Source organism: Streptomyces sp. NPDC043680, assembly GCF_056436685.1.
In genome coordinates this window covers 190,819-211,713 of sequence record NZ_JBWKCE010000001.1, presented here as the reverse complement: position 1 = coordinate 211,713, position 20,895 = coordinate 190,819, and the positions used below count along the sequence as shown (strand labels likewise).

Genomic DNA, 20,895 nt, shown 5'->3' with positions numbered 1-20,895 from the left:
GGAAGGGACCTGACTCATGGGAGCGCAGCTCCGGGTCTACAAGCGTCGCATCCGTGCCATCACGGCGACCAAGAAGATCACCAAGGCGATGGAGATGATCTCCGCCTCGCGCATCGTCAAGGCGCAGCGCAAGGTGGCGGCATCGATGCCGTACGCGACCGAGCTCACCCGTGCGGTGACCGCGGTGGCGACCGGTTCGAACGCCAAGCACGCCCTGACCACCGAGGTCGAGTCGCCGACCCGCGCCGCGGTCCTGCTCATCACGAGCGACCGCGGTCTGGCCGGCGGCTACTCCTCGAACGCCATCAAGCAGGCCGACCGGCTCACCGAGCGGCTGCGCGCTGAGGGCAAGGAGGTCGACGCCTACATCGTCGGCCGCAAGGGTGTCGCGTACTACGGGTTCCGCGAGCGCAAGATCGCGGACTCGTGGACCGGCTTCACCGACAGGCCGGAGTACGCCGACGCCAAGCGCGTCGCGGGGCCGCTGATCGAGGCCATCCAGGCGGACACCGCCGAGGGCGGCATCGACGAGCTGCACATCGTCTACACGGAATTCGTGTCGATGATGACGCAGAACGCGGTCGACAACCGGATGCTGCCGCTCAGCCTCGACCAGGCTGCGGAGGAGAGCGGTACGAAGGGCGAGATCCTTCCGCTGTTCGACTTCGAGCCGTCGGCGGAGGACGTCCTCGACGCCCTGCTGCCGCGCTACGTCGAGAGCCGCATCTACAACGCACTGCTGCAGTCGGCTGCCTCCGAGCACGCCGCCCGCCGCCGCGCGATGAAGTCGGCGACCGACAACGCCGGGGACCTCATCAAGAGCCTCTCCCGGCTTGCCAACGCGGCCCGCCAGGCCGAAATCACCCAGGAAATCAGCGAGATCGTCGGTGGCGCGAGCGCCATGGCCGACGCGACCGCGGGGAGTGACAAGTAATGACGACCACTGTTGAGACGGCCGCCGCCACGGGCCGCGTCGCCCGGGTCATCGGCCCGGTCGTCGACGTGGAGTTCCCCGTCGACGCGATGCCCGAGATCTACAACGCCCTCAAGGTCCAGGTCGCCGACCCGGCCGAGGACGGCAAGCTCAAGACCCTGACCCTTGAGGTCGCGCAGCACCTGGGTGACGGCCTCGTCCGTACCATCTCGATGCAGCCGACCGACGGTCTGGTCCGCCAGGCCCCGGTCACCGACACGGGAACGGGCATCACCGTCCCGGTCGGCGACTTCACCAAGGGCAAGGTGTTCAACACCCTGGGTGAGGTGCTCAACGTCCCCGAGGCCAACGCCGAGGTGACCGAGCGCTGGCCGATCCACCGCAAGGCCCCGAACTTCGACGAGCTTGAGTCGAAGACCGAGATGTTCGAGACCGGCGTCAAGGTCATCGACCTCCTCACCCCGTACGTCAAGGGTGGAAAGATCGGTCTGTTCGGTGGTGCCGGTGTCGGCAAGACCGTTCTGATCCAGGAAATGATCTACCGCGTCGCCAACAACCACGACGGTGTGTCGGTCTTCGCGGGCGTCGGTGAGCGTACCCGTGAGGGCAACGACCTCATCGAGGAAATGCACGACTCGGGCGTCATCGACAAGACGGCCCTCGTCTTCGGCCAGATGGACGAGCCCCCGGGCACCCGTCTGCGCGTCGCCCTCGCCGGTCTGACCATGGCGGAGTACTTCCGCGATGTGCAGAAGCAGGACGTGCTCTTCTTCATCGACAACATCTTCCGGTACACCCAGGCGGGTTCCGAGGTGTCGACCCTGCTCGGCCGTATGCCCTCCGCGGTGGGTTACCAGCCGAACCTGGCCGACGAGATGGGTCTCCTCCAGGAGCGCATCACCTCGACCCGTGGTCACTCGATCACCTCGATGCAGGCGATCTACGTCCCCGCGGACGACCTGACCGACCCGGCGCCGGCGACCACCTTCGCCCACCTCGACGCGACGACGGTTCTCTCCCGTCCGATCTCCGAGAAGGGCATCTACCCGGCCGTGGACCCGCTGGACTCGACGTCCCGCATCCTCGACCCGCGGTACATCGCGGCGGACCACTACGCGACCGCCATGCGCGTCAAGGGGATCCTCCAGAAGTACAAGGACCTCCAGGACATCATCGCGATCCTCGGTATCGACGAGCTGGGCGAGGAGGACAAGCTCGTTGTCCACCGTGCCCGTCGCGTCGAGCGCTTCCTGTCGCAGAACACCCACGTCGCCAAGCAGTTCACCGGCGTGGACGGTTCGGACGTTCCGCTCGACGAGTCGATCACCGCGTTCAACGCGATCTGCGACGGTGAGTACGACCACTTCCCCGAGCAGGCGTTCTTCATGTGCGGTGGCATCGAGGACCTGAAGGCCAACGCCAAGGAGCTGGGCGTCTCCTGATCCGGCGCGCTCCTCCGGGAGCGCATCCGGTCGCAGGTTTCTCCGGAGAGGGGCGGGTGTGTCCCGTCCCTCTCCCCACGCCCATTAGAATTTGACCCAACACCCGGCTGACCCGCCGGGTGGTGACCCGAGGAGCCACCTTGGCTGCTGAGCTGCACGTCGAGCTGGTCGCGGCGGACCGCAATGTCTGGTCCGGCGAGGCCACCCTTGTTGTCGCCCGCACCACGTCCGGCGACATCGGCGTCATGCCCGGTCACCAGCCGCTTCTCGGTGTGCTGGAATCGGGCCCGGTGACCATCCGTACCAGCGAGGGCAACACTGTCGTCGCCGCGGTGCACGGCGGATTCATCTCGTTCGCGGACAACAAGCTGTCCCTGCTGGCCGAGATCGCCGAGCTCGCCGACGAGATTGACGTCCAGCGGGCGGAGCGGGCACTGGAGCGCGCGAAGTCGGAGGCCGATGCGGCCGCCGAGCGTCGCGCCGATGTCCGGCTGCGCGCGGTCACGGGGCACTGAGCCCCGTAACCGAACAGGTGTGAGACCTCAGCCGCGGTCCGGTTCTGGAATTTTCCAGACCGGGTCGCGGCTGAGGCGATGCAGGTGCTTTTTCGTGTGCGGTATGTCGATGAGCGAGGAGGTCGGTGAAAGATGCTCCTCGCTCTGCTTGTGAGCGGCCTGGTCGTAGCCCTGGTGGTGATCGGGCTGTTTGTGTTCGGCCTGCGCCGCAGACTCATCCAGCGTTCCGGCGGCACCTTCGACTGCAGTCTGCGCTGGGGCGTCTCCGAGGAGCCCGACGTCTCCGGCAAGGGCTGGGTGTACGGGGTGGCCCGCTACAGCGGTGACCGGATCGACTGGTTCCGCGTCTTTTCGTACTCGCCCCGGCCGCGCCGGCTGCTGGAGCGGGCCTCCATCGAGGTGATCGCCCGCCGCGCCCCCGAGGGCGAGGAGGAGCTGGCGCTGCTCTCCGACGCCGTCGTGCTCGGCTGTCTCCACCGGGGGACCCGCCTGGAGCTGGCGATGAGCGAGGACGCGCTGACCGGTTTCCTGGCCTGGCTGGAGGCGGCGCCTCCGGGGCAGAGGGTGAACGTCGCGTAGGCGCGGACACCGCCTTCGGTACGCGAAGAAGCCGGGGAGACGGGGGCGGACCCGTCTCCCCGGCTTCGTCATGTCACCGGGGCGGTGTGGGGTTCACTGCAGTCCGGTGTGGATCGCGTTGGCGAGCTCGCCGTTCGCGGTGTCGCCGCTGAATTCCCAGAAGAAGGCGCCCTTGAGGCCCTGCTGCCTGGCCCAGGTCATCTTCCCGGCGACGGTGGCGGGGGTGTCGTAGCTCCACCAGTTGCTGCCGCACTTGGCGTAGGCCGTGCCGGCGACGGTCCCGGTGGCCGGGCAGCTGCCCTTGAGCACCTTGTAGTCCTCGATGCCCTGCTCGTACGTGCCCGCGGCGGGCCCGGTGGCGGCGCCGCCGGGGGCGTCCTGGGTCACGCCGGTCCAGCCGCGGCCGTAGAAGCCGATGCCGAGGTTGAGCTTGGCGCCGGCGATGCCCTTGCCCTTGAGCTTCGTGATGGCGGCCTCGGAGTTGAACCCGGCGATCGGGATGCCGGCGTAGGAGGTGAGCGGGGAGTGGGGGGCGGTCGGGCCCTTGGCGTCCCACGCGCCGAAGAAGTCGTAGGTCATGACGTTGTAGAAGTCGACGTACTGCGCGGCGCCCGCGTAGTCGGCGAGGTCGAGCTTGCCGCCGTTGGAGCCGTCCGCGGAGATCGCGGCGGTGACCAGGTTGCTGCCGCCGAACTTGGCGCGCAGGGCGGAGAGCACGTTCTTCAGGGAGGCGGCGCCGCTGGTGTCGCATGACAGCCCGCAGGCGTTCGGGTACTCCCAGTCGATGTCGATGCCGTCGAAGACGTCCGCCCAGCGCGGGTCCTCGACCAGGCTGTAGCAGGAGTCGGCGAAGGCGGCCGGGTTCGCCGCGGCCTGGCCGAAGCCGCCGGACCAGGTCCAGCCGCCGAAGGACCACAGCACCTTGATGCCCGGGTACTTGGCCTTGAGCTTGCGCAGCTGGTTGAAGTTGCCGCGCAGCGGCTGGTCCCAGGTGTCGGCGACGCCGTCGACGGCCTGGTCGGCGGTGTAGGCCTTGTCGTAGTCGGCGTAGGAGTCGCCGATGGTGCACTTGCCGCCCTGCACGTTGCCGAAGGCGTAGTTGATGTGGGTGATCTTCGCGGCGGATCCGGAGGTCACCAGGTTCTTCACGTGGTAGTTGCGGCCGTAGACGCCCCACTCGGTGAAGTAGCCGAGCTTGACCTTGCCGCCCGGGTCCGGGGGAGTGGTGCCGCCGCCGGTCGTGGTGACCGAGAGGGTGCCGGAGGACGGGCCGGTCTGGCCGGCGGTGTCGCGGGCGGTCACGCTGTACGCGTACGTGGTGCCCTTGGTCAGGCCGGAGTCGCCGAAGCTGGTGCCCGTGACGGTCGCGATCTTGGTGCCGCCGCGGTAGACGTCGTAGTTCTTGATGCCCTTGTCGTCGGTGGCGGCGGTCCAGCCGAGGGTGAGCGAGGTGTCGGTGACCCCGCTCGCGGTCGGGGTGCCGGGGGCCGACGGCGGGCTGTCGGTGGGGGTGGTGCCGCCGTCACAGGAGCCGCCGTTGATCTTGCAGCCGCCGGGGGCGCCCGGGCCGGCGCCGTTGAAGCCGAAGCTGACCGCGGCCCCGGGGGCCAGGGTGCCGTTCCACCCGACGTTCTTGCCGGTCCAGTGGGTGCCGGAGCTGGTGACGGTGGCGTCCCAGGCCGAGGTGACGGTCGTGCCCGCGGGGTAGTCCCACTCCACGGTCCAGCTGGTGAGGGTGGTGGTGCCGGTGTTCTTCACCGTCCACTTGCCCTCGAAGCCGGAGCCCCAGTCGGAGACCTTCGTGTACGTCGCCGTCGCGGAGGCGGCGGCCTCGGCAGGGGCCGCCAGGGCCACGAGCCCCGCGACAGGCAGGGCGAAGGCGGCCACGGTCGCGGCGAGCCGCCGGATCAGTCGGAAGCGGGGTGGGGGTGCTGTGCTCAAGGGTGCTCCTCCGTAGGTCCGTCGTGGCCGTGGGGCCGACTACGACTGGGGATGGGACCTGCGCCGCCCGTGAGCGTGTTGTCATGGCACGCTCACCACAGTTCCGGCGAGCGTAGAAAGGTCTGGACCAAGCGTCAAGAGGTCCAGACCTCCTGTCAGCCCGGCTCGCCGGAGTCCTGCTGGAGCCCCAACTCCCTTGCCAGCACCGCCGCCTGGACCCGGCTGCGCAGCTCCAGCTTCCCCAGCAGCCGGCTGACGTGCGTCTTCACCGTCGCCTCCGCCATCTCCAGCCGCACCGCGATCTCCGCGTTCGCGAGCCCGTCGCCCAGGCAGCCCAGCACCTCCCGCTCCCGGCGCGTCAGCGAGGCCACCGCCGCGGCACGCTCGGGCGGCACGCAGGGCCGCACCGGCTGCGGGGCCGCGAACTCGGCGATCAGCCGCCGCGTCACCGCCGGGGCGATCAGGCCCTCGCCGCGTGCGACGGTCCGTACCGCCTCGATCAGCTCGGCCGCCTCCGCGTTCTTCAGCAGGAAGCCCGCGGCCCCCGCCCGCAGTGCGCCGAACACGTACGCGTCGAGGTCGAAGGTGGTCAGCACCAGGACGTCGGCCAGCCCCTCCGCCACCACCTGGCGGGTCGCCGACACGCCGTCCAGCCGCGGCATCTGCACGTCCATGAGGACGAGATCCGGCCGCATTTCCCGGGCCAGGCGCACCGCCTCCTCCCCGTCCGCGGCCTCGCCCGCCACCTCGATGTCGCCGGCGCTGCGCAGGATCAGCACCAGCCCGGCCCGCACCGCGCTCTGGTCCTCCGCCACCACCACCCGGATCGTCACCCGGTCACCGCCTTCTCCTCCGCGGGCAGGACCGCCCGCACCTGCCACACCGACCCGGCCCGGCCCGCCTCGAACCGGCCGCCCAGCAGTTCCGTCCGCTCCCGCATGCCGACCAGCCCGGCGCCGGAGCCGGGCGCGCGGGGGCCCGGCCGGTGCCCGTACGGCGATTCCACCCGTACGGTCAGCAGCCCGTCCGCGTGCGACACCCCGACCCGGACCATGCCCGGCGCCGCGTGCTTGAGGGCGTTGGTCAGCGACTCCTGCACGATCCGGTAGGCGGCCAGCTCCACCGGAGCCGGGACCGGCTTCCCGGGCGGCCGCTCGTCACGGAGTACGAAGTCCAGCCCGCTCGCCGAGCCGTTGACACGGGCCTGCCCCAGCAGGGCGTCCAGTCCGGCGAGCGAAGGCGTGGCGGCCGGCTCCTGCTCGGCGCCCGCGTCCCGCAGCAGCCCGATCAGCCGGCGCATTTCGGCCAGCCCCTCCACGCTGTTCTCCCGGATCACCCCGAGGGCCTCGCGGCTGGTGGCGGGGGAGTCGATGGAGAGCGCGGCGGTGGAGTGGATCGCGATGGCGGACAGGTGGTTGGCCACCATGTCGTGCAGCTCGCGGGCCATCCGGGCGCGCTCGGCGACCACCGCCTGGTGGCGATCCATTTCGGCCAGCAGCGCGGTCTGCTCGGCCCGCAGCCGGGCGGCCTCCGCGGCCTCGCGGTGGTTGCGCAGGGTGGCTCCGGTCAGGGCGGGGCCGAAGCTCACGATGCCGGTGATCACGCCGATCATCAGCGCCTGCGGGGTGCGCAGCCAGGCCACGGAGGCGATGGTGACGGCGACGGTGACCAGGCCGGTGGAGACCGGCAGCCGGCGGGCCATCGAGGGTTTCCCGTAGACCACGGCCGCGTACATCAAGTCCGTGAAGATCAGGACGGTGCCCAGGTTCCCCACGGTGAACTGGTCGGCGATGACCCCGACCGTGCCGACGACCACCCCGACCCGGGGGGCGGTGCGGCGCAGCAGGCTGACGGCACCGAGGGCGAGGAGGGGGACCAGCGCGGCCCAGGCGGGGAAGAAGTGCCGGTTGCCGGTGCTGTAGATGCCGAGCCCCCACAGGACCACCCCCGCGAGGACGCTCAGCGCGGCGAGCAGGACGTCGTGGCGGTGCGGCCGGAAGACGGCGTGCGGCCGGAGGGCGGGGCGCGGCCGGAGGGCGCGGTGCGGGTCGGCGGTCCTGGTCACGGTCCCATCCAACACGGTGCGGGAAGGACCCGGCCTCGGCACAGCGGTGGAGAGCCGGGCCCCCGGACTACACCGAAGGATGCAGTCGCTCTTCGTCTCCCGCGACGAAGAGGAGCACGGCGGCGGCCGGGACCCTGGGAGGAGTGGGCTTTTCGAGGAACCGAGCGGAAAGGGGAGCCACGTGCTCGTCGCCCTGATCATCGCCTGCGAGATCGGCTTCTGGGTGCTGCTGGCCGGCGGACTGGCCCTGCGCTACCCGGCGCGGATGCCGAGGCTGGGAGCGGCGGTCCTGCTCTGCGAACCCCTGCTGGAGCTGGCGCTGCTCGTGGCCACGACCCTGGACCTGAAGAACGGCGGGGAGCCGAGCTGGACGCACGGCCTCGCCGCGCTCTACCTCGGCTACACCGTCGCCTACGGCCCGTACACGGTGAATTGGCTCGACCGGCACGCCGCATACCGGTTCGGCGAGGGGCCGAAGCCCCCCGGTCCGATGTACGGCAAGGCCCGGGCCGCCCACGAGTGGAAGCTATGGGTCCGGACCCTGGTCGGAGCGGCCGTCGCGCTCGGACTGCTCCAGGCGGCGGTCTGGTACGTAGGCGACGCGGCGGACACCGGGGGGCTGCGGGGCTGGCAGACCGCAGCCCTGCGGGTGTTCGTCATCCACACCGTGGTCGCGGCGACCTACTCGATCTGGCCGCGCAAGGCCCCGGCCGGAGCCGGGCCCGCCCGCTAAGGGGTCTCTAGCGCTCGCCGCCGGGGACCCAGAGCACGTCCCCGACCTCCTTGTTCGCCGTCCGGGCCAGGATGAACAGGAGGTCGGACAGGCGGTTGAGGTAGGTGGCGGTCATCGGGTTCATCGTCTCGCCGTGCACCTCCAGCGCCGCCCAGGTGGAGCGCTCGGCGCGCCGGACCACGGTGCAGGCCTGGTGCAGCAGGGCCGCACCCGGGGTGCCGCCGGGGAGGATGAAGCTGCGCAGCTTCTCCAACTGCTCGTTGAAGCGGTCGCAGTCGGCCTCCAGCTTGTCCACGTAGAACTGCTCGACGCGCAGGGGCGGGTACTCCGGGTTCTCCACCACCGGGGTGCACAGGTCGGCGCCGACGTCGAACAGGTCGTTCTGCACCCGGACCAGGACCTTCACGACCTCCGCGGGCAGGCCGCCGAGGGCGATCGCGGCGCCGATGGCCGCATTGGCCTCGTTGGCGTCGGCGTACGCCGAGATCCGCAGGTCGGTCTTGGCCGTACGGCTCATGTCGCCGAGGGCGGTCGTGCCCTTGTCGCCGGTGCGGGTGTAGATGCGCGTGAGGTTCACCATGCGGCCAGCGTAATGAGCCGCCCCGGAAAACCCCACGCGCTCCCCGGCCGCCCTGACCTGTCGTCCCGCCGTGAGCCATATCGGCCCGGAGGGGGGATACGTACGGTGGGCAGACATGTCCGCCCTCCGGCAGCGGGCCGCAACGGCGAAGCGGACCGATGTGACGGCGATCGTCACCCGCAGGCGGACGGCCCTCGACCTGGGCCGTGCGCCGGCCGCGGCGCGGGAGGCCGATCGGCTGGAGGGAGCCGGAGGAGCGGATCCTCGGCGGGGCCCGTCGGTGACGGCGGGTGAACTCGGCGCCGGAGGCCGGGTGGTGGGCCGGACCGGTGTGATGTCCGTCATCTGAGACGTGACGCGTGTTACTTCACGGTCACACCGCCGCCCGCGAGCGCTAGTCTCCGCCGGAGAGGCTACGAGACCGGGCCGTTTGAGAACGAGGGGTGTGCAGTGGCTGGGAAGCTCGCCGTCATCGGTGCAGGACTGATGGGTTCGGGGATTGCTCAGGTCTCCGCTCAGGCGGGTTGGGACGTCGTGCTGCGCGACGTCACCGACGCCGCCCTGACGCGCGGTACCGACGGCATCAAGGCCTCGTACGACAAGTTCGTCTCCAAGGGCAAGATGACGGCCGAGGACGCGCAGGCCGCGCTCGCCCGCATCAGCACGACCACCGACCTCGACGCGGTCGCCGACGCCGACATCGTCGTCGAGGCCGTCTTCGAGAAGCTTGAGGTCAAGCACGAGATCTTCCGCTCGCTCGACAAGCTCGTACGGGACGACGCGATCCTCGCGTCCAACACCTCCGCCATCCCGATCACCAAGATCGCCGCGGTGACGGAGCGTCCGGAGCGGGTCGTCGGCGCGCACTTCTTCTCGCCCGTCCCGATGATGCAGCTGTGCGAGCTGGTCCGCGGCTACAAGACCAGCGACGAGACCCTCGCCACCACCCGCGCGTTCGCCGAGTCGGTCGGCAAGACGTGCATCGTCGTCAACCGCGACGTGGCCGGCTTCGTGACGACCCGTCTGATCTCCGCGCTCGTCGTCGAGGCCGCGAAACTGTACGAATCGGGCGTGGCGTCCGCCGAGGACATCGACATCGCGTGCAAGCTGGGCTTCGGTCACGCGATGGGCCCGCTGGCCACCGCCGACCTCACCGGCGTGGACATCCTGCTCCACGCGACCAGCAACATCTACACCGAGTCCCAGGACGAGAAGTTCGCGCCGCCGGAGCTGATGCGCCGCATGGTGGACGCGGGTGATTTCGGCCGCAAGACCGGGCAGGGCTTCTACAAGCACTGAGCGATCGAGCGCCCTTGTTCGAATGCCAGCACCCGCACGGGTGAATTAGGTATCGGTTCGCTCACGGTCGGCAACTTCCCTGCCCGCGTGGCAGTCAGTTGCAGTGAGAGTTGTCGACCACGGACCAGTCGGACCATACGTACGCAGGACTGCCGGGAGCACACATGCACATCAGGGGCGACCACGCTGAACTCGCTGTCGGGGGCCGCCTCGACGTGCGCAGCGCGGCGGACGCCCGTACGGCCCTCCATGCCGCCCTCGACGACGGCCGCGGCGACCTCGTCCTCGACCTCACCGGGCTCGACTCCTGGGACGCGACCGGCCTCGGCGTGATCATGGGCGCCCATCGGAGGGCCGGCCGGACGGGGCGGCGCCTCGTCCTGCGCGGGGTGCCGGCGCAGATGCAGCGGCTCCTCGTCGCGACCCGGCTGCACCGGATCCTCGCGATCGAGGGCGGCCTGGAAGCGGAATCCCTCCCGCGGGTCTGAGGCCGGATTCCGTTTGCGTTTCCTGCGGAAACGTAACGGTCCGGTGGTGATGGCACCCCTGCGGTTCCCCGTATGACCGGCCACCGTCTAGGGTTCGGGCGGAAACCGGACCAGTAGCGACAGCGGCATGTGCGAAGGCCGGGCGGCAGGACGGCGAGGCGCAGGGCGCGATCGGGGGACTTGGTCATGGACCGTACACAGGGGCAGGCCCATCCGCAGGAGCCTTCCGCGGGAGCATCCGGGGCGGCGGAAGGACCCGTACCGCCGGCGCCTGCGGCGCCCTCCGCTTCTTCGCCGACGCCCGCCGCGCGGGTCGTCACCCTCACCGCCGGGGACTTCACCCTCACGGTCAACCCCGTCGACGGCAGCGAGATCGAGCCGCGCCGCCCCGGCACCGGCGGCGGCCGCCCGCCCAAGCGCGACGCGGCCTCCCGAACCGCCCGTGACGCCGCCGCCCGTCCGCCCGCCCTACCCGGAGCGGTCGTCCCGGCCGCCCCGCTGCTGGGGCGCGAGGAGGAACGGGAGCGGCTCGTACGGCTGCTGGGCCGGGGCCGTTCCGTACGGCTGACCGGTCCCGCCGGATCCGGCCGCACCGCCCTGCTCGACGCGGTCGCCTCCGACTGCGCGGGCATGGCGCCCGACGGAGTCGTACGCCTCAGCGGCCACGGGCACCAGCAGCCGGGTGAGCTGCTCCACGCGCTGCACGCGGCCGTGTTCGAGGCCTCTCTGGAACGGCCGGAGCGGACCGAACTCCTCGCCCGTGTACGGGACATCGGCGCCATCGTGCTCCTCGACGACCTGGAGATGGGCGGGAGCGCCCTCGACGAGCTGCTGCGCGCCACCCCCGAATGCGCCTACCTGCTGGCCGCCACGCCCGATACCCGGGCCCCCTCCGACGACTCCCACCTGGAAGAGGTCTTCCTCGGCGGCCTGGGCCGCACCGAGTGCCTGCACCTGCTCGAAGCCGGGCTCGGCCGGGCACTGACCGACGAGGAGACCGCCTGGGCGGGCGACCTGCGCTTCGCCTCCGAAGGGCTGCCGCTGCGTTTCGTGCAGGCGGCCGCGCTGCTGCGGCAGCGCGACGAGCTGAACCGGCTCTCGGCCGAGGACGACGACGAAGAGCCCGGAGTCTTCGAGGAACGGCCGCGCGACGCCGCCTACGTGCCGCTGCCGACGCTGGCCGAGGGCGCGGCCCCCGCCGAGCTGCTGGCCTCGCGGGCCAGCGAATCGGCGCGGGCGGCGCTGCGGATCGCGTGCGCGCTCGGCGGTGAACTGCCGCACCACGCCCACCTGCCCGCACTGGTGGGGGACACCCACGCGGACGCGGCCGTCGCCGAACTCCTGGCCGGCGGGCTGGTGACCCCGGTCGGCACCCGGTACCGGCTCGCCGCCGGGGTGGCCCGGCAGCTGGAGGAGGCAGGCTACGGGGACACCGCGGCGGAAGAGGCCCGTACGGCGGCCCGCCACTACGCCTGGTGGACCGGGCACGCCTCGGTGGCCCCGGAGCGCGTCGCGGCGGAGGCCGACGCGGTGGTCGCGGCCCTCGCGGGAGCGGATGTGGTGGCCGCGGTGCTGCTGGCCCGTACGGCGGCGCCCGCCTTCGCGGCCTCCCGGCACTGGGAGGCGTGGGAGCGGGTGCTCCGCTCGGGCGCGGAGGCCGCGCGCAAGGCGGGAGAGGTCGCGGAGCAGGCGTACTTCCACCACGAGCTCGGGGTGCTCGCGCTGTGCGAGGGCCGGCTGGACCGGGCGCGCGCCGAGCTGGAGGCGTCGATCGGGCTGCGGGGCGCACTCGCGGACAAGCGGGGCACGGTCGCGGGGCGGAGGGCGCTGGCGCTCGTCGCGGACCGGGAGGCGGCGGGCGTCCAGGTGTCGCCGCCGCTGCGCCTGGAGCCGCCTGCGGCTGCGGCGGCTCCGCCGGCGGCGGCGCGGTCTTCGGAGGCCGTGACGGCGGCCCTGCCGGTGACCGCACGCGTGGCGCCGGTGGTGCCGGTGATCAAGCGGGCGGAGCCGTCGACGCTGTCCGAGGTGTTCGAGGAGGCCTTCCCCCTCAACCCGAAGCCGGCGCCCGCCCCGATCGTCCGGCCCGAGCCGCCGGCCCGGGAGTCGCGCCGCAAGCCGGTGCTGCTGGCGGCGGCGGGGGCGCTGACCGTGGCGGTGCTGGGCACGGTGGTGAGCCTCGCCATGTCCTCGTCGGACTCCGAGGCGCCGACGGGCGGTGGCCCGGCGGTCTCCTCGACGCCTGCGTCGTCCCTGCCGGGGGCACCGGAGAGTGGCGGGAACGTTCCTGCACCGGACCCTGGGGCACCGGTCGGGGACGCCTCCGAGCCGGCCTCCCCGGCCCCGGGCCTCAGCCCGGACCCGAACCAGTCGTCCCGCACCCCGTCGCGCAAGCCGGCCACGGGGCCGACGCCCCCGTCCCGCACCCCCTCGACCACGGGGTCGACGCCCACGTCGAATCCGCCGAGCCCGGACCCCAAGCCGACGCCGTCCACGGACCCGACGACCCAGGCCCCCCCGACCACGCCGCCCCCCACGACCGGCCCCGTCGGCAGCCCGTCGAGCACCTGAGGGCTCGCCCCCCGGGCCGGCGGAAGCCGGTTCCCGCCCCCCTCGCCGGCGGCGGCTCAGGGGCCGGGGGCGCGGACCGAACCGGTGCTCGGGCCGCCGCTGTCGGCGACGAAGCAGGTCACCTCGCGGTCGCCGGCGTCCCATACGACGGCGCGTACCAGCCCTGCTGTCCGGGGGCGGCGGTGCGTACGGTCCCTGCGGTCCGGCCCCGGGTCCGGGCGGCCCGGGCGGCCCCTGGCCTCCCCCGTGCGGGTAAGGCTCGGGGACGAGGGGGTTGCGGTGGTGTGGACCTGCGCGTGCCCTCCTTGCAGGAAGGTGAGACGCAGCCGGCAGCCGGGCGCATGAGGCCCGGCCCGGGTCGGATCGCGCGCCGGCACGAACGGGCGCCCACGGGGACCGCTCCCCGTCCGGTGCCGCCTCGACGCCGTCGGCGGACGGCCGAGCCGGATCGCACCGACGCAGGCGCCCCGATGGACAGTTGTGCGCGGTGCCACCACCACGCCACTGCCGGGGGCGCCGCTCGGCGAGCCGGGACTCAGAACAGGCGGAGCTTGTCGTCCTCGATGCCGCGCAGGGCGTCGTAGTCCAGGACCACGCAGTCCATCCCGCGGTCAGCGGCCAGCACACGGGCCTGCGGCTTGATCTCCTGCGCCGCGAACACGCCCCGCACCGGCGCCAGGTGCGGATCCCGGTTCAGCAGTTCCAGGTAGCGGGTCAGCTGCTCGACGCCGTCGATCTCGCCGCGGCGCTTGATCTCCACCGCCACCGTCCCGCCGGAGGCGTCCCGGCACAGGATGTCCACCGGGCCGATCGCCGTCATGTACTCGCGCCGGATCAGGGTGTAGCCCTCGCCCAGCGTGTCGATCCGGTCCGCCAGCAGCTCCTGCAGGTGCGCCTCGACGCCGTCCTTGATCAGGCCCGGGTCGACGCCCAGCTCGTGGGAGGAGTCGTGGAGGACTTCCTCCATGGTGATGATGAGCTTCTCGCCCGCCTTGTTGACCACCGTCCAGACGCCGGCGTCATCCCCGCTCCCCTCCTTGAGGGTGCACGGCGGCGACATCCAGTTGAGCGGTTTGTAGGCCCGGTCGTCCGCGTGGATCGAGACACTGCCGTCGGCCTTCACGAGGATCAGACGGGGTGCCGAGGGCAGATGGGCGGTGAGCCGGCCCGCGTAGTCGACGGAGCAGCGGGCAATGACGAGACGCATGGTCGGCAACGCTACTCGACCGACCCGCCTCCACGCGATTCGCCCCCGAAAGCCCCCTTCGCCGATGGCGCGTTGTATGCGCATTCTCCTGGTGCGGCACCCGAGGGGCGCCTACCGTGGTGAGCGGGAGGTTGCCGAGCGTGCACGCTGCGTCGCGGCCTCCTTCCCTGCCCGTAAGACTCCGGCAACCCAAACGCCGGGGTCGCGAGAGGAGAACCCATGTCGCTCGACGTCTCACCGGCCCTACTCGAACAGGCCGAGCGAGGCGAGGTCGACGAAGCCGCTTTCGTCGACTGCGTCCGGACCTCCCTGCCCTATGCCTGGGAGATGATCAGCTCGTTGGTGGCCCAGCTGAAGGTCGACGGCGGAGAGTTCGCCGACAACCAGACGCCGCCGCCCGACGAGCAGGCGCGCGGGCAGCTGCTGCGCGCCCTCGCGAGTGACGCGATACGTGGTGCGCTGCAGCGGCACTTCGGGGTGCGGCTGGCCTTCCAGAACTGCCACCGTGTGGCCGTCTTCCCGCTGGATGCTTCGGTGGACGACAGGCTGGCCAAGTTCACGTCGATCCGCGGCCAGCTGCTCAACCAGTCGCCGGAACTGCGGGACTGCTAGGACCGGACGCACCACCAGCCGGGTCAGCCGTACCAGTAGGACCAGCAGGAGAAGCCCCGCACCAGCAGGGCCGAGCCGGACCGGCACAGCGCGGTCCGACCAGGCCACCCGCGCCACCGCGCCATCCGCTCCACCCGCAATCCCCGTACTCCGCTGCCGCTCCGTATCCACGCGGGAGGTGCACTGATACCGGAGCGGCAGCAGTTCCGGCCGGCTCTCAGCCGAGGCGGGGCAGGACCTCGGCGCCGAGGCGCCGTACGTTCTCCTCCGTCGCGGCGAGATCGCCCGAGCCCTCCGTCAGCAGCGCGAACCGCGTGATGCCCGTCCGCTCGGACGTCGCCGCCAAGCGGTCCGCGGCCAGCCGCGGGGTCCCCACGGGATGCAGATCACACAGCAGCTCCGTGTAGGCCACCGGGTCCCGCATCGAGCGCAGCCGCCCGTCCACCGTCACGTGTGCGTCCAGTCCCTGTTTCAGCCAGCCCGGCATCGATTTCATCAGCGTTTCCCGGGCGTCCACGGTCCGGTCCGCCAGCTGGCACACGCCCGCCGACACGTGCGGAGCGTCCGGCGAGTGGCCCGCCGCCGCGGCGGTACGCCGGTACAGCGCGACCATCTCCGCCTTGTCCTCGTCCCCGCAGTGCATCCCGAGCAGCATCGGCAGCCCGCGCTCCGCGGCCAGCCGGACCGACGCGGGGGAGGTGCAGGCGACGATCACTTCCGGCCCGGATCCGTCCCCGTCCAGCGCCTCCGACGGGCGCGGTACGACAGCCACCTCGCGGAAGCCGTACCGCTCGCCGGCAGCGGAGACCCGCGGCTGCGCCAGCCAGCGCCGCAGCAGGTCCAGCGCCTCCGGGAAACCGTTCTCGTACGCGTCGAGGCCGCCCCCGAACACCTCCAGGTCCACCCACGGCCCGCCCCGGCCCACGCCCAGGGTGAACCGGCCCCCCGCGGTGAGGTGCAGCAGCGCCGCCTGCTCGCCGAGGGCCACCGGATGCGCGGTCGGCAGTACGCTCACCGCCGTGCCCACCCGCAGCCGCCGGGTCCGGCCCAGCAGCAGGGCCGCCAGGGTCACCGCCGAGGGGCACACCCCGTACGGGACGAAGTGGTGCTCGGCGAGCCAGACCGCGTCGAGACCGGCCTCCTCGGCCACCTCGGCGGTCCGCACCGCCCGGTGCAGCGCCTCCCCCTGCCCCTGACCCGGGAACTGGGCCGCCAGTACAAACGCTCCTACGCGCATCGCCCTTAGCCTCCTCGTGGCTGACGCGGCCTCCCCCAGGTGGACCGGTTCTTCTGACGGCAACAACGTCTGACACGTGCCAAAGGCACGGCCTGACAGGAAAGTTATTGGGATAGTCAGGCCAGTCGTCGCCCTCCGGGCGGCCTCTGTCAGCCACCCTGCGGGTACCCGTCCTCGCTGCGCGTAGTCTGGGAGAAAGTCACTTCCGTCCGCCCATTCGTGAGGTATACGTGTCACCGCGCCACAACCGCCCCAGGGGCGGCGGGAATCCAGCCGACCGTCCGGACCCGGGCGCGGGCGGCCTGGACCGGTTCGGGCTGGAACGGACCGAGGAGTACCAGGGCGAGGAATGGAAGGTCCGGCACGTCGCGGGCGCGAACGCGGCGGGCAAGCGCTACCGCTGCCCGGGCTGTGACCAGGAGATCCCCTCGGGCACCCCGCACCTGGTGGCGTGGCCTGAATACGGCGGCGTCGACGACCGCCGTCACTGGCACAAGGCCTGCTGGAACGCGAAGGACCGCCGCACCTCGCGGGTGCAGCGGTCCCGTAACGCCCCGCGGTACTGACGGGGACAGCGCGCCGAGGCGCGGGCCGGGCGCCGCGAGCCCGGCCCGGTCGGGGAGCCGCCCCCTAGACGTCCCGGCGGCCGACCACCACGTACGACGCCGCCACCGCGGCTCCCGTCACCACCGTGATCAGCAGCATCTGGGACAGAGTGCCGGGCAGTGACTCGGTGTCGGGGCCACCGCCGTTCGCCATGCCGAACAGCTGCATCAGCGCCACCGGGGCGTTGTGCTGCAGGACCGCCGTCCCGAGCGAGGCGGTGGCCTGCCAGGCGCTCAGTATTCCGCCGACCACCGGCGGCAGGGTGACGACGCCGATCATGACGGCGATGGCCCCGGCCGAGTGCCGTACGAGCGCCCCGACGGCCAGCGCGAGCACGCCCAGCAGCGTCACGTAGACGCAGCCCGCGAGCCCGGAGACCCACTCGTGGCCGGAGTGCGCTCCCGCGGCGGGGCCGCCGTGCGCGATGGCCGCGGCGACGCCGACCGCGAAGACGGACCCGGCGGTGGCGGTGAAGCAGGCGAGGGCCGAGACGAGGTACTTCGCCGTCAGCACGCGGTAGCGGTCCGGGGCCGCGGTGAAGGTGGTGCGGACCAGCCCGGTCCCGTGCTCCGAGGTGATCGTCAGCACCCCGAGCACCATCACCGAGAGCTGCCCGATCAGCAGCCCGAAGACGGCCGGCGTGGTGAACGGCATCTCGTTGTAGTTCTCGTCGCGGGTCTGCGAGATGGCGAGCAGGCCGACGCCGACCACGAGCAGCACCAGCGAGCCGAGTGTCCACACCGTGGAGCGCACCGAGATCAGCTTCGTCCACTCCGAGGCGAGCGCGTGCCCCAGATGCGGGCGCGGCGTCGGAAGCGGCGAGCTGTAGGGCTCGGACGCGGCCGCGGGCGCCGGCGCGGCCGCGTCCACGGGCGTCGGGCGGCCGGGCGTCGGGTGGCCAGTCATCGGGTGGCCGGTCATCGGGTGTCCTTGCGGGTGTCTGCGGTGGTGTTCCGGGCGGCTTCGGCGAGGTCGGCTGCACTGCCGGGCATCAGGAAGGGCCGGCCGCCGGCCCCGGGCGGCGGGGGAGCGAAGAACCCTTCCTGCGGGATCTGCGGCGCGGGCGCCTCCTCCTCCCACTCCGGGACGCTCAGCGGCTCGGGCTCCCACAGTTCGGCCCGCGGGTCCTCGGTGGAGGTGTACTCGACGGAGGACTGGGTCATCCGCATGTAGGCCTCCTCCAGCGAGGCCCGGTGCGGGGACAGTTCCCACAGCCGTACGCCGGCCCCGTGGGCGAGGTCGGAGATGCGGGGCAGCTCCAGGCCGGTCACGCGCAGTGCTCCGTCGGGCTCCTGGAGCACCCGGCCGCCCGCCTCGGTCAGGGCCGCCGCCAGCGTGTCCCGGCCATCCCGATCGGTGTCGGCCGCCCGCACCCGTGCGAATCCGGCCGAGTTGTGCGTGATGAACTCCTGGGTGCCCATGTCGGCCAGGAGCCGGCCCCGGCCGATCACGATGAGGTGGTCGGCGGTCAGCGCCATCTCGCTCATCAGGTGCGAGGAGACGAAGACGGTCCGGCCCTCGGCGGCGAGCTGCCGCATGAGGTTGCGGACCCAGAGGATCCCCTCGGGGTCCAGCCCGTTGACCGGCTCGTCGAACAGGAGCACCTGGGGGTCGCCCAGCAAGGCCGTGGCGATGCCGAGCCGCTGGCCCATGCCGAGCGAGAAGCCCTTCGTACGCTGGCGTGCGACGTGCTGGAGACCGACCACGGCGAGGACCTCGTCCACCCGCTTCTCCGGGATGCCGGAGAGCTGGGCCACCGAGAGCAGGTGGGTGCGCGCCCGGCGGCCGCCGTGCACCGCCTTGGCGTCGAGCAGGGCGCCGACGTGCCGCTGGGCGTTCGGCAGCTCGCGGAAGGGGAGGCCGTTGATCGTGACCCGGCCGGAGGTGGGCCGGTCCAGACCGAGGATCATGCGCATGGTGGTGGACTTGCCGGAGCCGTTGGGCCCCAGGAAGCCGGTGACATGACCTGGCCTGACCTGGAAGGACAGCTGGTCGACGGCGGTCTTGGCGCCGAAGCGCTTGGTCAGGCCGACTGCCTCGATCATTGCTCTGCCCCTTGCCGGACGGACGGTTTTCGTCCGAGTAAGGGTTAAGAGGATATCGAGGGGGTTCTGGTTCCGCCCGCGTCCGATCCCTGAGCCTCCCCTGAGATCGACCCGGGGATGACCCGTAGTACGGGCGGTGTCCGCCCCGGGGCGGACCGGGGCGCGGGGTCCGCCGTGAGACGGACCCCACACCTCCCGACCACCCCGGCGGATTGCCCTCAGGCGTCGCGCTTCCTCAGCACGAGGTAGCCGCCGAGCACCGCGGCGAGCACCCACAGCGCCATGATCCCGAAGCCGCCCCACGGGCCGTACGGCGCCTCGGCGCTGTCCATCGCCCCCGGGACCGTCTGCATGATCTTGGAGCCGGCCTGGTCCGGGAAGTACTGGGCGACCTTCCGGGTGGCGCTCACGGCTCCGAGGATCGTCGAGACGAGGAAGAAGAACGGCATCAGGATGCCGAGGGAGAGCATCGAGCTGCGCAGGACCGTCGCCACGCCCATCGAGAACAGGGCGATCATGGCCATGTAGAGCCCGGCGCCGACCACCGCGCGCAGCACGTTGGGCTCGTCGATGCCGATGCTGTGGTCGCCGAGGATGGCCTGTCCGAGGAAGAAGGACAGGAAGCTCGTGACCAGGCCCACGACGAGCGCCAGCGCGGTCGCCACGAGCAGCTTGCCGAACAGGAACTGCGCGCGCCGCGGGACGGCGGCGAGCGAGGTGCGGATCATGCCCGAGCTGTACTCGGTGCCCACGACCAGGACCCCGAAGACGATCATGGCGAGCTGGCCGAGGGTCATGCCGGCGAAGCTGGCCAGGGTCGGGTCGAAGGTGACCTGCTGCTCCTGGGGCATGTCCTTGAAGGTGGCGTTGAAGACGGCGCACAGGCCGGCGCTCACGCCGACCGTGACCACGAGCGCGGCGACCAGCGTCCACGTGGTGGAGGCCACCGTACGGATCTTGGTCCACTCGGACCGGAGCACTGCGGGGAAGGACATGGTCACTGCCCGCCCTTGCGCTTCGCCTCGAAGCCGGAGCCCCACGCGGGGGCGTCCTCGGCGGGGCCCGGAGCGGCCGGGACGGCGGGGGCGCCCGGGGCCTGCGGGGCGCCCGGGGCCTGCGGGGCGCCCGGCGCGTGGGCGTGGTACTCGACGGAGTCCGCCGTCATCCGCATGAACGCTTCCTCCAGTGACGCCCGTTGCGGGCTGAGTTCGTGCAGCACGATCCCGTGCTGGGCGGCCAGTTCGCCGAGCTGCTCCGAAGCGACCCCGTCGATCTCCAGCGCACCGGTGCCCGGGACGCTGATGGCGGTGATGCCGGCCTGGTGCAGGACGTCCTTGAGCCGCTCCTGCTGCGGTGAGCGGAGCCGGACGTAACTGCGGGAGTTCTGGTGAATAAATTCAGCCATGGACATGTCGGCCAGAAGCTTTCCCTGGCCGATGACGATCAAATGGTCCGCCGTCAGCGCCATTTCGCTCATCAAGTGGGAAGAGACGAAGATCGTCCTCCCCTCGGCGGCCAGGCCCTTCATCAGATTGCGGATCCAGAGAATTCCCTCCGGGTCCAGACCATTGACGGGCTCGTCGAACATCAGGATCTCCGGGTCGCCGAGCAGCGCAGCGGCGATTCCCAGCCGCTGGGCCATACCCAGCGAAAATCCTTTCGACTTCTTCTTCGCCACCGGCGTCAGGCCCACGAGATCCAGTACCTCGGTGACCCGGCGCTCGGGGATCCCGTTCGACTGGGCAAGGCAGAGCAGGTTGTTGTAGGCGCTGCGGCCGCCGTGCATCGCTTTCGCGTCCAGCAGCGCACCGACGTGCTTCAGCGGTTCCGTCAGGTCCCGGTAGTGCCTGCCGTCGATCCTGACCGTCCCGCTGGTCGGGTTGTCGAGGTCGAGCATCATGCGCATGGTCGTGGACTTCCCCGCCCCGTTGGGGCCGAGGAAGCCGGTCACCACCCCCGGTCTGACCTGGAAGCTGAGGTGGTCCACGGCGGTCTTCGCGCCGAATCGTTTCGTAAGGCCCTCAAGCTCGATCATGCGCCTCAC

At 71.7% G+C, this 20,895-nt stretch carries 21 protein-coding genes; 11 read left to right on the top strand and 10 right to left on the bottom strand.

What is annotated here, in order from left to right:
• Positions 1–16: 16 nt before the first annotated feature.
• The 4 genes from AC0666_RS00905 to AC0666_RS00890 all read left to right on the top strand — a co-directional run bounded on the left by AC0666_RS00905 (position 17) and on the right by AC0666_RS00890 (position 3,470).
• Positions 17–934 (top strand): F0F1 ATP synthase subunit gamma, encoded by a 918-nt coding sequence (locus AC0666_RS00905; protein ID WP_361714854.1) that lies wholly within the window; start codon positions 17–19, stop codon positions 932–934.
• On the top strand, positions 934–2,376 hold the full coding sequence (gene atpD, locus AC0666_RS00900; protein WP_468963311.1) for a F0F1 ATP synthase subunit beta: 1,443 nt from the start codon (positions 934–936) through the stop codon (positions 2,374–2,376). Before AC0666_RS00905 ends, atpD begins: the two co-directional genes overlap by 1 nt.
• Positions 2,377–2,516: 140 nt before the next feature.
• Positions 2,517–2,891 (top strand): F0F1 ATP synthase subunit epsilon, encoded by a 375-nt coding sequence (locus AC0666_RS00895; protein WP_008738187.1) that lies wholly within the window; start codon positions 2,517–2,519, stop codon positions 2,889–2,891.
• Between the two features lie 132 nt (positions 2,892–3,023).
• Complete coding sequence (locus AC0666_RS00890) at positions 3,024–3,470, top strand: DUF2550 domain-containing protein (RefSeq protein WP_356849412.1); 447 nt, start codon at positions 3,024–3,026, stop codon at positions 3,468–3,470.
• A gap of 93 nt (positions 3,471–3,563) precedes the next feature.
• Here the strand turns inward: AC0666_RS00890 and AC0666_RS00885 are convergent, their stop codons facing one another.
• The 3 genes from AC0666_RS00885 to AC0666_RS00875 all read right to left on the bottom strand — a co-directional run bounded on the left by AC0666_RS00885 (position 3,564) and on the right by AC0666_RS00875 (position 7,386).
• Positions 3,564–5,411, bottom strand: a complete 1,848-nt coding sequence (locus tag AC0666_RS00885; RefSeq protein WP_478706868.1) for a glycosyl hydrolase family 18 protein — start codon at positions 5,409–5,411, stop codon at positions 3,564–3,566.
• 155 nt (positions 5,412–5,566) lie between these two features.
• Positions 5,567–6,244: a response regulator gene (locus AC0666_RS00880; protein ID WP_478706867.1), complete on the bottom strand. Its 678-nt coding sequence runs from the start codon at positions 6,242–6,244 to the stop codon at positions 5,567–5,569.
• Positions 6,241–7,386, bottom strand: a complete 1,146-nt coding sequence (locus tag AC0666_RS00875) for a sensor histidine kinase (RefSeq protein ID WP_478706984.1) — start codon at positions 7,384–7,386, stop codon at positions 6,241–6,243. Before AC0666_RS00875 ends, AC0666_RS00880 begins: the two co-directional genes overlap by 4 nt.
• A gap of 271 nt (positions 7,387–7,657) precedes the next feature.
• On the opposite strand from AC0666_RS00875, the gene AC0666_RS00870 reads away from it, so the two are divergent.
• Complete coding sequence (locus tag AC0666_RS00870; protein WP_468963314.1) at positions 7,658–8,209, top strand: hypothetical protein; 552 nt, start codon at positions 7,658–7,660, stop codon at positions 8,207–8,209.
• 7 nt (positions 8,210–8,216) lie between these two features.
• Here AC0666_RS00870 and AC0666_RS00865 read toward each other — a convergent pair whose 3' ends face one another.
• The gene (locus tag AC0666_RS00865; protein WP_468963315.1) at positions 8,217–8,789 is read right to left on the bottom strand and encodes a cob(I)yrinic acid a,c-diamide adenosyltransferase; all 573 of its coding nucleotides are present in this window, start codon (positions 8,787–8,789) and stop codon (positions 8,217–8,219) included.
• A gap of 115 nt (positions 8,790–8,904) precedes the next feature.
• Here AC0666_RS00865 and AC0666_RS00860 point away from each other — a divergent pair, with 115 nt between their 5' ends.
• The 4 genes from AC0666_RS00860 (at position 8,905) to AC0666_RS00845 (ending at position 13,144) form a co-directional block, all read left to right on the top strand.
• Positions 8,905–9,138, top strand: a complete 234-nt coding sequence (locus tag AC0666_RS00860) for a hypothetical protein (protein WP_468963316.1) — start codon at positions 8,905–8,907, stop codon at positions 9,136–9,138.
• A gap of 101 nt (positions 9,139–9,239) precedes the next feature.
• Complete coding sequence (locus AC0666_RS00855; RefSeq protein ID WP_361714873.1) at positions 9,240–10,088, top strand: 3-hydroxyacyl-CoA dehydrogenase family protein; 849 nt, start codon at positions 9,240–9,242, stop codon at positions 10,086–10,088.
• 164 nt (positions 10,089–10,252) lie between these two features.
• Positions 10,253–10,576 carry an STAS domain-containing protein gene (locus tag AC0666_RS00850; RefSeq protein WP_478706866.1) on the top strand — a complete coding sequence of 108 codons (324 nt, stop codon included), beginning with the start codon at positions 10,253–10,255 and terminating at the stop codon, positions 10,574–10,576.
• Between the two features lie 186 nt (positions 10,577–10,762).
• A complete protein-coding gene (locus AC0666_RS00845; protein ID WP_468963318.1) occupies positions 10,763–13,144 on the top strand; it encodes an ATP-binding protein in 2,382 nt (793 codons plus the stop codon).
• Between the two features lie 535 nt (positions 13,145–13,679).
• Here AC0666_RS00845 and nucS read toward each other — a convergent pair.
• Positions 13,680–14,351, bottom strand: a complete 672-nt coding sequence (gene nucS, locus AC0666_RS00840) for an endonuclease NucS (protein ID WP_361714882.1) — start codon at positions 14,349–14,351, stop codon at positions 13,680–13,682.
• A gap of 219 nt (positions 14,352–14,570) precedes the next feature.
• On the opposite strand from nucS, the gene AC0666_RS00835 reads away from it, so the two are divergent.
• Complete coding sequence (locus AC0666_RS00835; protein WP_361714885.1) at positions 14,571–14,963, top strand: SCO5389 family protein; 393 nt, start codon at positions 14,571–14,573, stop codon at positions 14,961–14,963.
• A 217-nt stretch (positions 14,964–15,180) separates the two neighbouring features.
• On the opposite strand, the gene AC0666_RS00830 is transcribed toward AC0666_RS00835, so the two are convergent.
• Positions 15,181–16,200, bottom strand: a complete 1,020-nt coding sequence (locus AC0666_RS00830) for an LLM class flavin-dependent oxidoreductase (RefSeq protein ID WP_361714888.1) — start codon at positions 16,198–16,200, stop codon at positions 15,181–15,183.
• Positions 16,201–16,430: 230 nt separating this feature from the next.
• Here AC0666_RS00830 and AC0666_RS00825 point away from each other — a divergent pair, with 230 nt between their 5' ends.
• Positions 16,431–16,766: an ATP/GTP-binding protein gene (locus tag AC0666_RS00825; protein WP_468963319.1), complete on the top strand. Its 336-nt coding sequence runs from the start codon at positions 16,431–16,433 to the stop codon at positions 16,764–16,766.
• Positions 16,767–16,830: 64 nt separating this feature from the next.
• Here the strand turns inward: AC0666_RS00825 and AC0666_RS00820 are convergent, their stop codons facing one another.
• The 4 genes from AC0666_RS00820 to AC0666_RS00805 all read right to left on the bottom strand — a co-directional run bounded on the left by AC0666_RS00820 (position 16,831) and on the right by AC0666_RS00805 (position 20,886).
• Complete coding sequence (locus tag AC0666_RS00820; protein ID WP_468963320.1) at positions 16,831–17,727, bottom strand: ABC transporter permease; 897 nt, start codon at positions 17,725–17,727, stop codon at positions 16,831–16,833.
• The gene (locus AC0666_RS00815; protein ID WP_468581395.1) at positions 17,724–18,851 is read right to left on the bottom strand and encodes an ABC transporter ATP-binding protein; all 1,128 of its coding nucleotides are present in this window, start codon (positions 18,849–18,851) and stop codon (positions 17,724–17,726) included. Before AC0666_RS00815 ends, AC0666_RS00820 begins: the two co-directional genes overlap by 4 nt.
• Before the next feature lie 218 nt (positions 18,852–19,069).
• Complete coding sequence (locus AC0666_RS00810; protein ID WP_468581394.1) at positions 19,070–19,846, bottom strand: ABC transporter permease; 777 nt, start codon at positions 19,844–19,846, stop codon at positions 19,070–19,072.
• 2 nt (positions 19,847–19,848) lie between these two features.
• A complete protein-coding gene (locus AC0666_RS00805) occupies positions 19,849–20,886 on the bottom strand; it encodes an ABC transporter ATP-binding protein (protein WP_478706865.1) in 1,038 nt (345 codons plus the stop codon).
• Positions 20,887–20,895: the final 9 nt, after the last annotated feature.

Excerpts from the sequence above, each read along its gene's own strand:
- AC0666_RS00835 (WP_361714885.1), top strand. The coding sequence starts at position 14,571 with ATGTCGCTCGACGTCTCACCGGCCCTACTCGAACAGGCCGAGCGAGGC.
- AC0666_RS00890 (WP_356849412.1), top strand. The coding sequence starts at position 3,024 with ATGCTCCTCGCTCTGCTTGTGAGCGGCCTGGTCGTAGCCCTGGTGGTG.
- AC0666_RS00810 (WP_468581394.1), bottom strand. The coding sequence starts at position 19,846 with ATGTCCTTCCCCGCAGTGCTCCGGTCCGAGTGGACCAAGATCCGTACG.
- AC0666_RS00805 (WP_478706865.1), bottom strand. The coding sequence starts at position 20,886 with ATGATCGAGCTTGAGGGCCTTACGAAACGATTCGGCGCGAAGACCGCC.
- AC0666_RS00815 (WP_468581395.1), bottom strand. The coding sequence starts at position 18,851 with ATGATCGAGGCAGTCGGCCTGACCAAGCGCTTCGGCGCCAAGACCGCC.
- atpD (WP_468963311.1), top strand. The coding sequence starts at position 934 with ATGACGACCACTGTTGAGACGGCCGCCGCCACGGGCCGCGTCGCCCGG.
- AC0666_RS00820 (WP_468963320.1), bottom strand. The coding sequence starts at position 17,727 with ATGACCGGCCACCCGATGACTGGCCACCCGACGCCCGGCCGCCCGACG.
- AC0666_RS00830 (WP_361714888.1), bottom strand. The coding sequence starts at position 16,200 with ATGCGCGTAGGAGCGTTTGTACTGGCGGCCCAGTTCCCGGGTCAGGGG.
- nucS (WP_361714882.1), bottom strand. The coding sequence starts at position 14,351 with ATGCGTCTCGTCATTGCCCGCTGCTCCGTCGACTACGCGGGCCGGCTC.
- AC0666_RS00865 (WP_468963315.1), bottom strand. The coding sequence starts at position 8,789 with ATGGTGAACCTCACGCGCATCTACACCCGCACCGGCGACAAGGGCACG.
- AC0666_RS00850 (WP_478706866.1), top strand. The coding sequence starts at position 10,253 with ATGCACATCAGGGGCGACCACGCTGAACTCGCTGTCGGGGGCCGCCTC.
- AC0666_RS00845 (WP_468963318.1), top strand. The coding sequence starts at position 10,763 with ATGGACCGTACACAGGGGCAGGCCCATCCGCAGGAGCCTTCCGCGGGA.
- AC0666_RS00860 (WP_468963316.1), top strand. The coding sequence starts at position 8,905 with ATGTCCGCCCTCCGGCAGCGGGCCGCAACGGCGAAGCGGACCGATGTG.
- AC0666_RS00905 (WP_361714854.1), top strand. The coding sequence starts at position 17 with ATGGGAGCGCAGCTCCGGGTCTACAAGCGTCGCATCCGTGCCATCACG.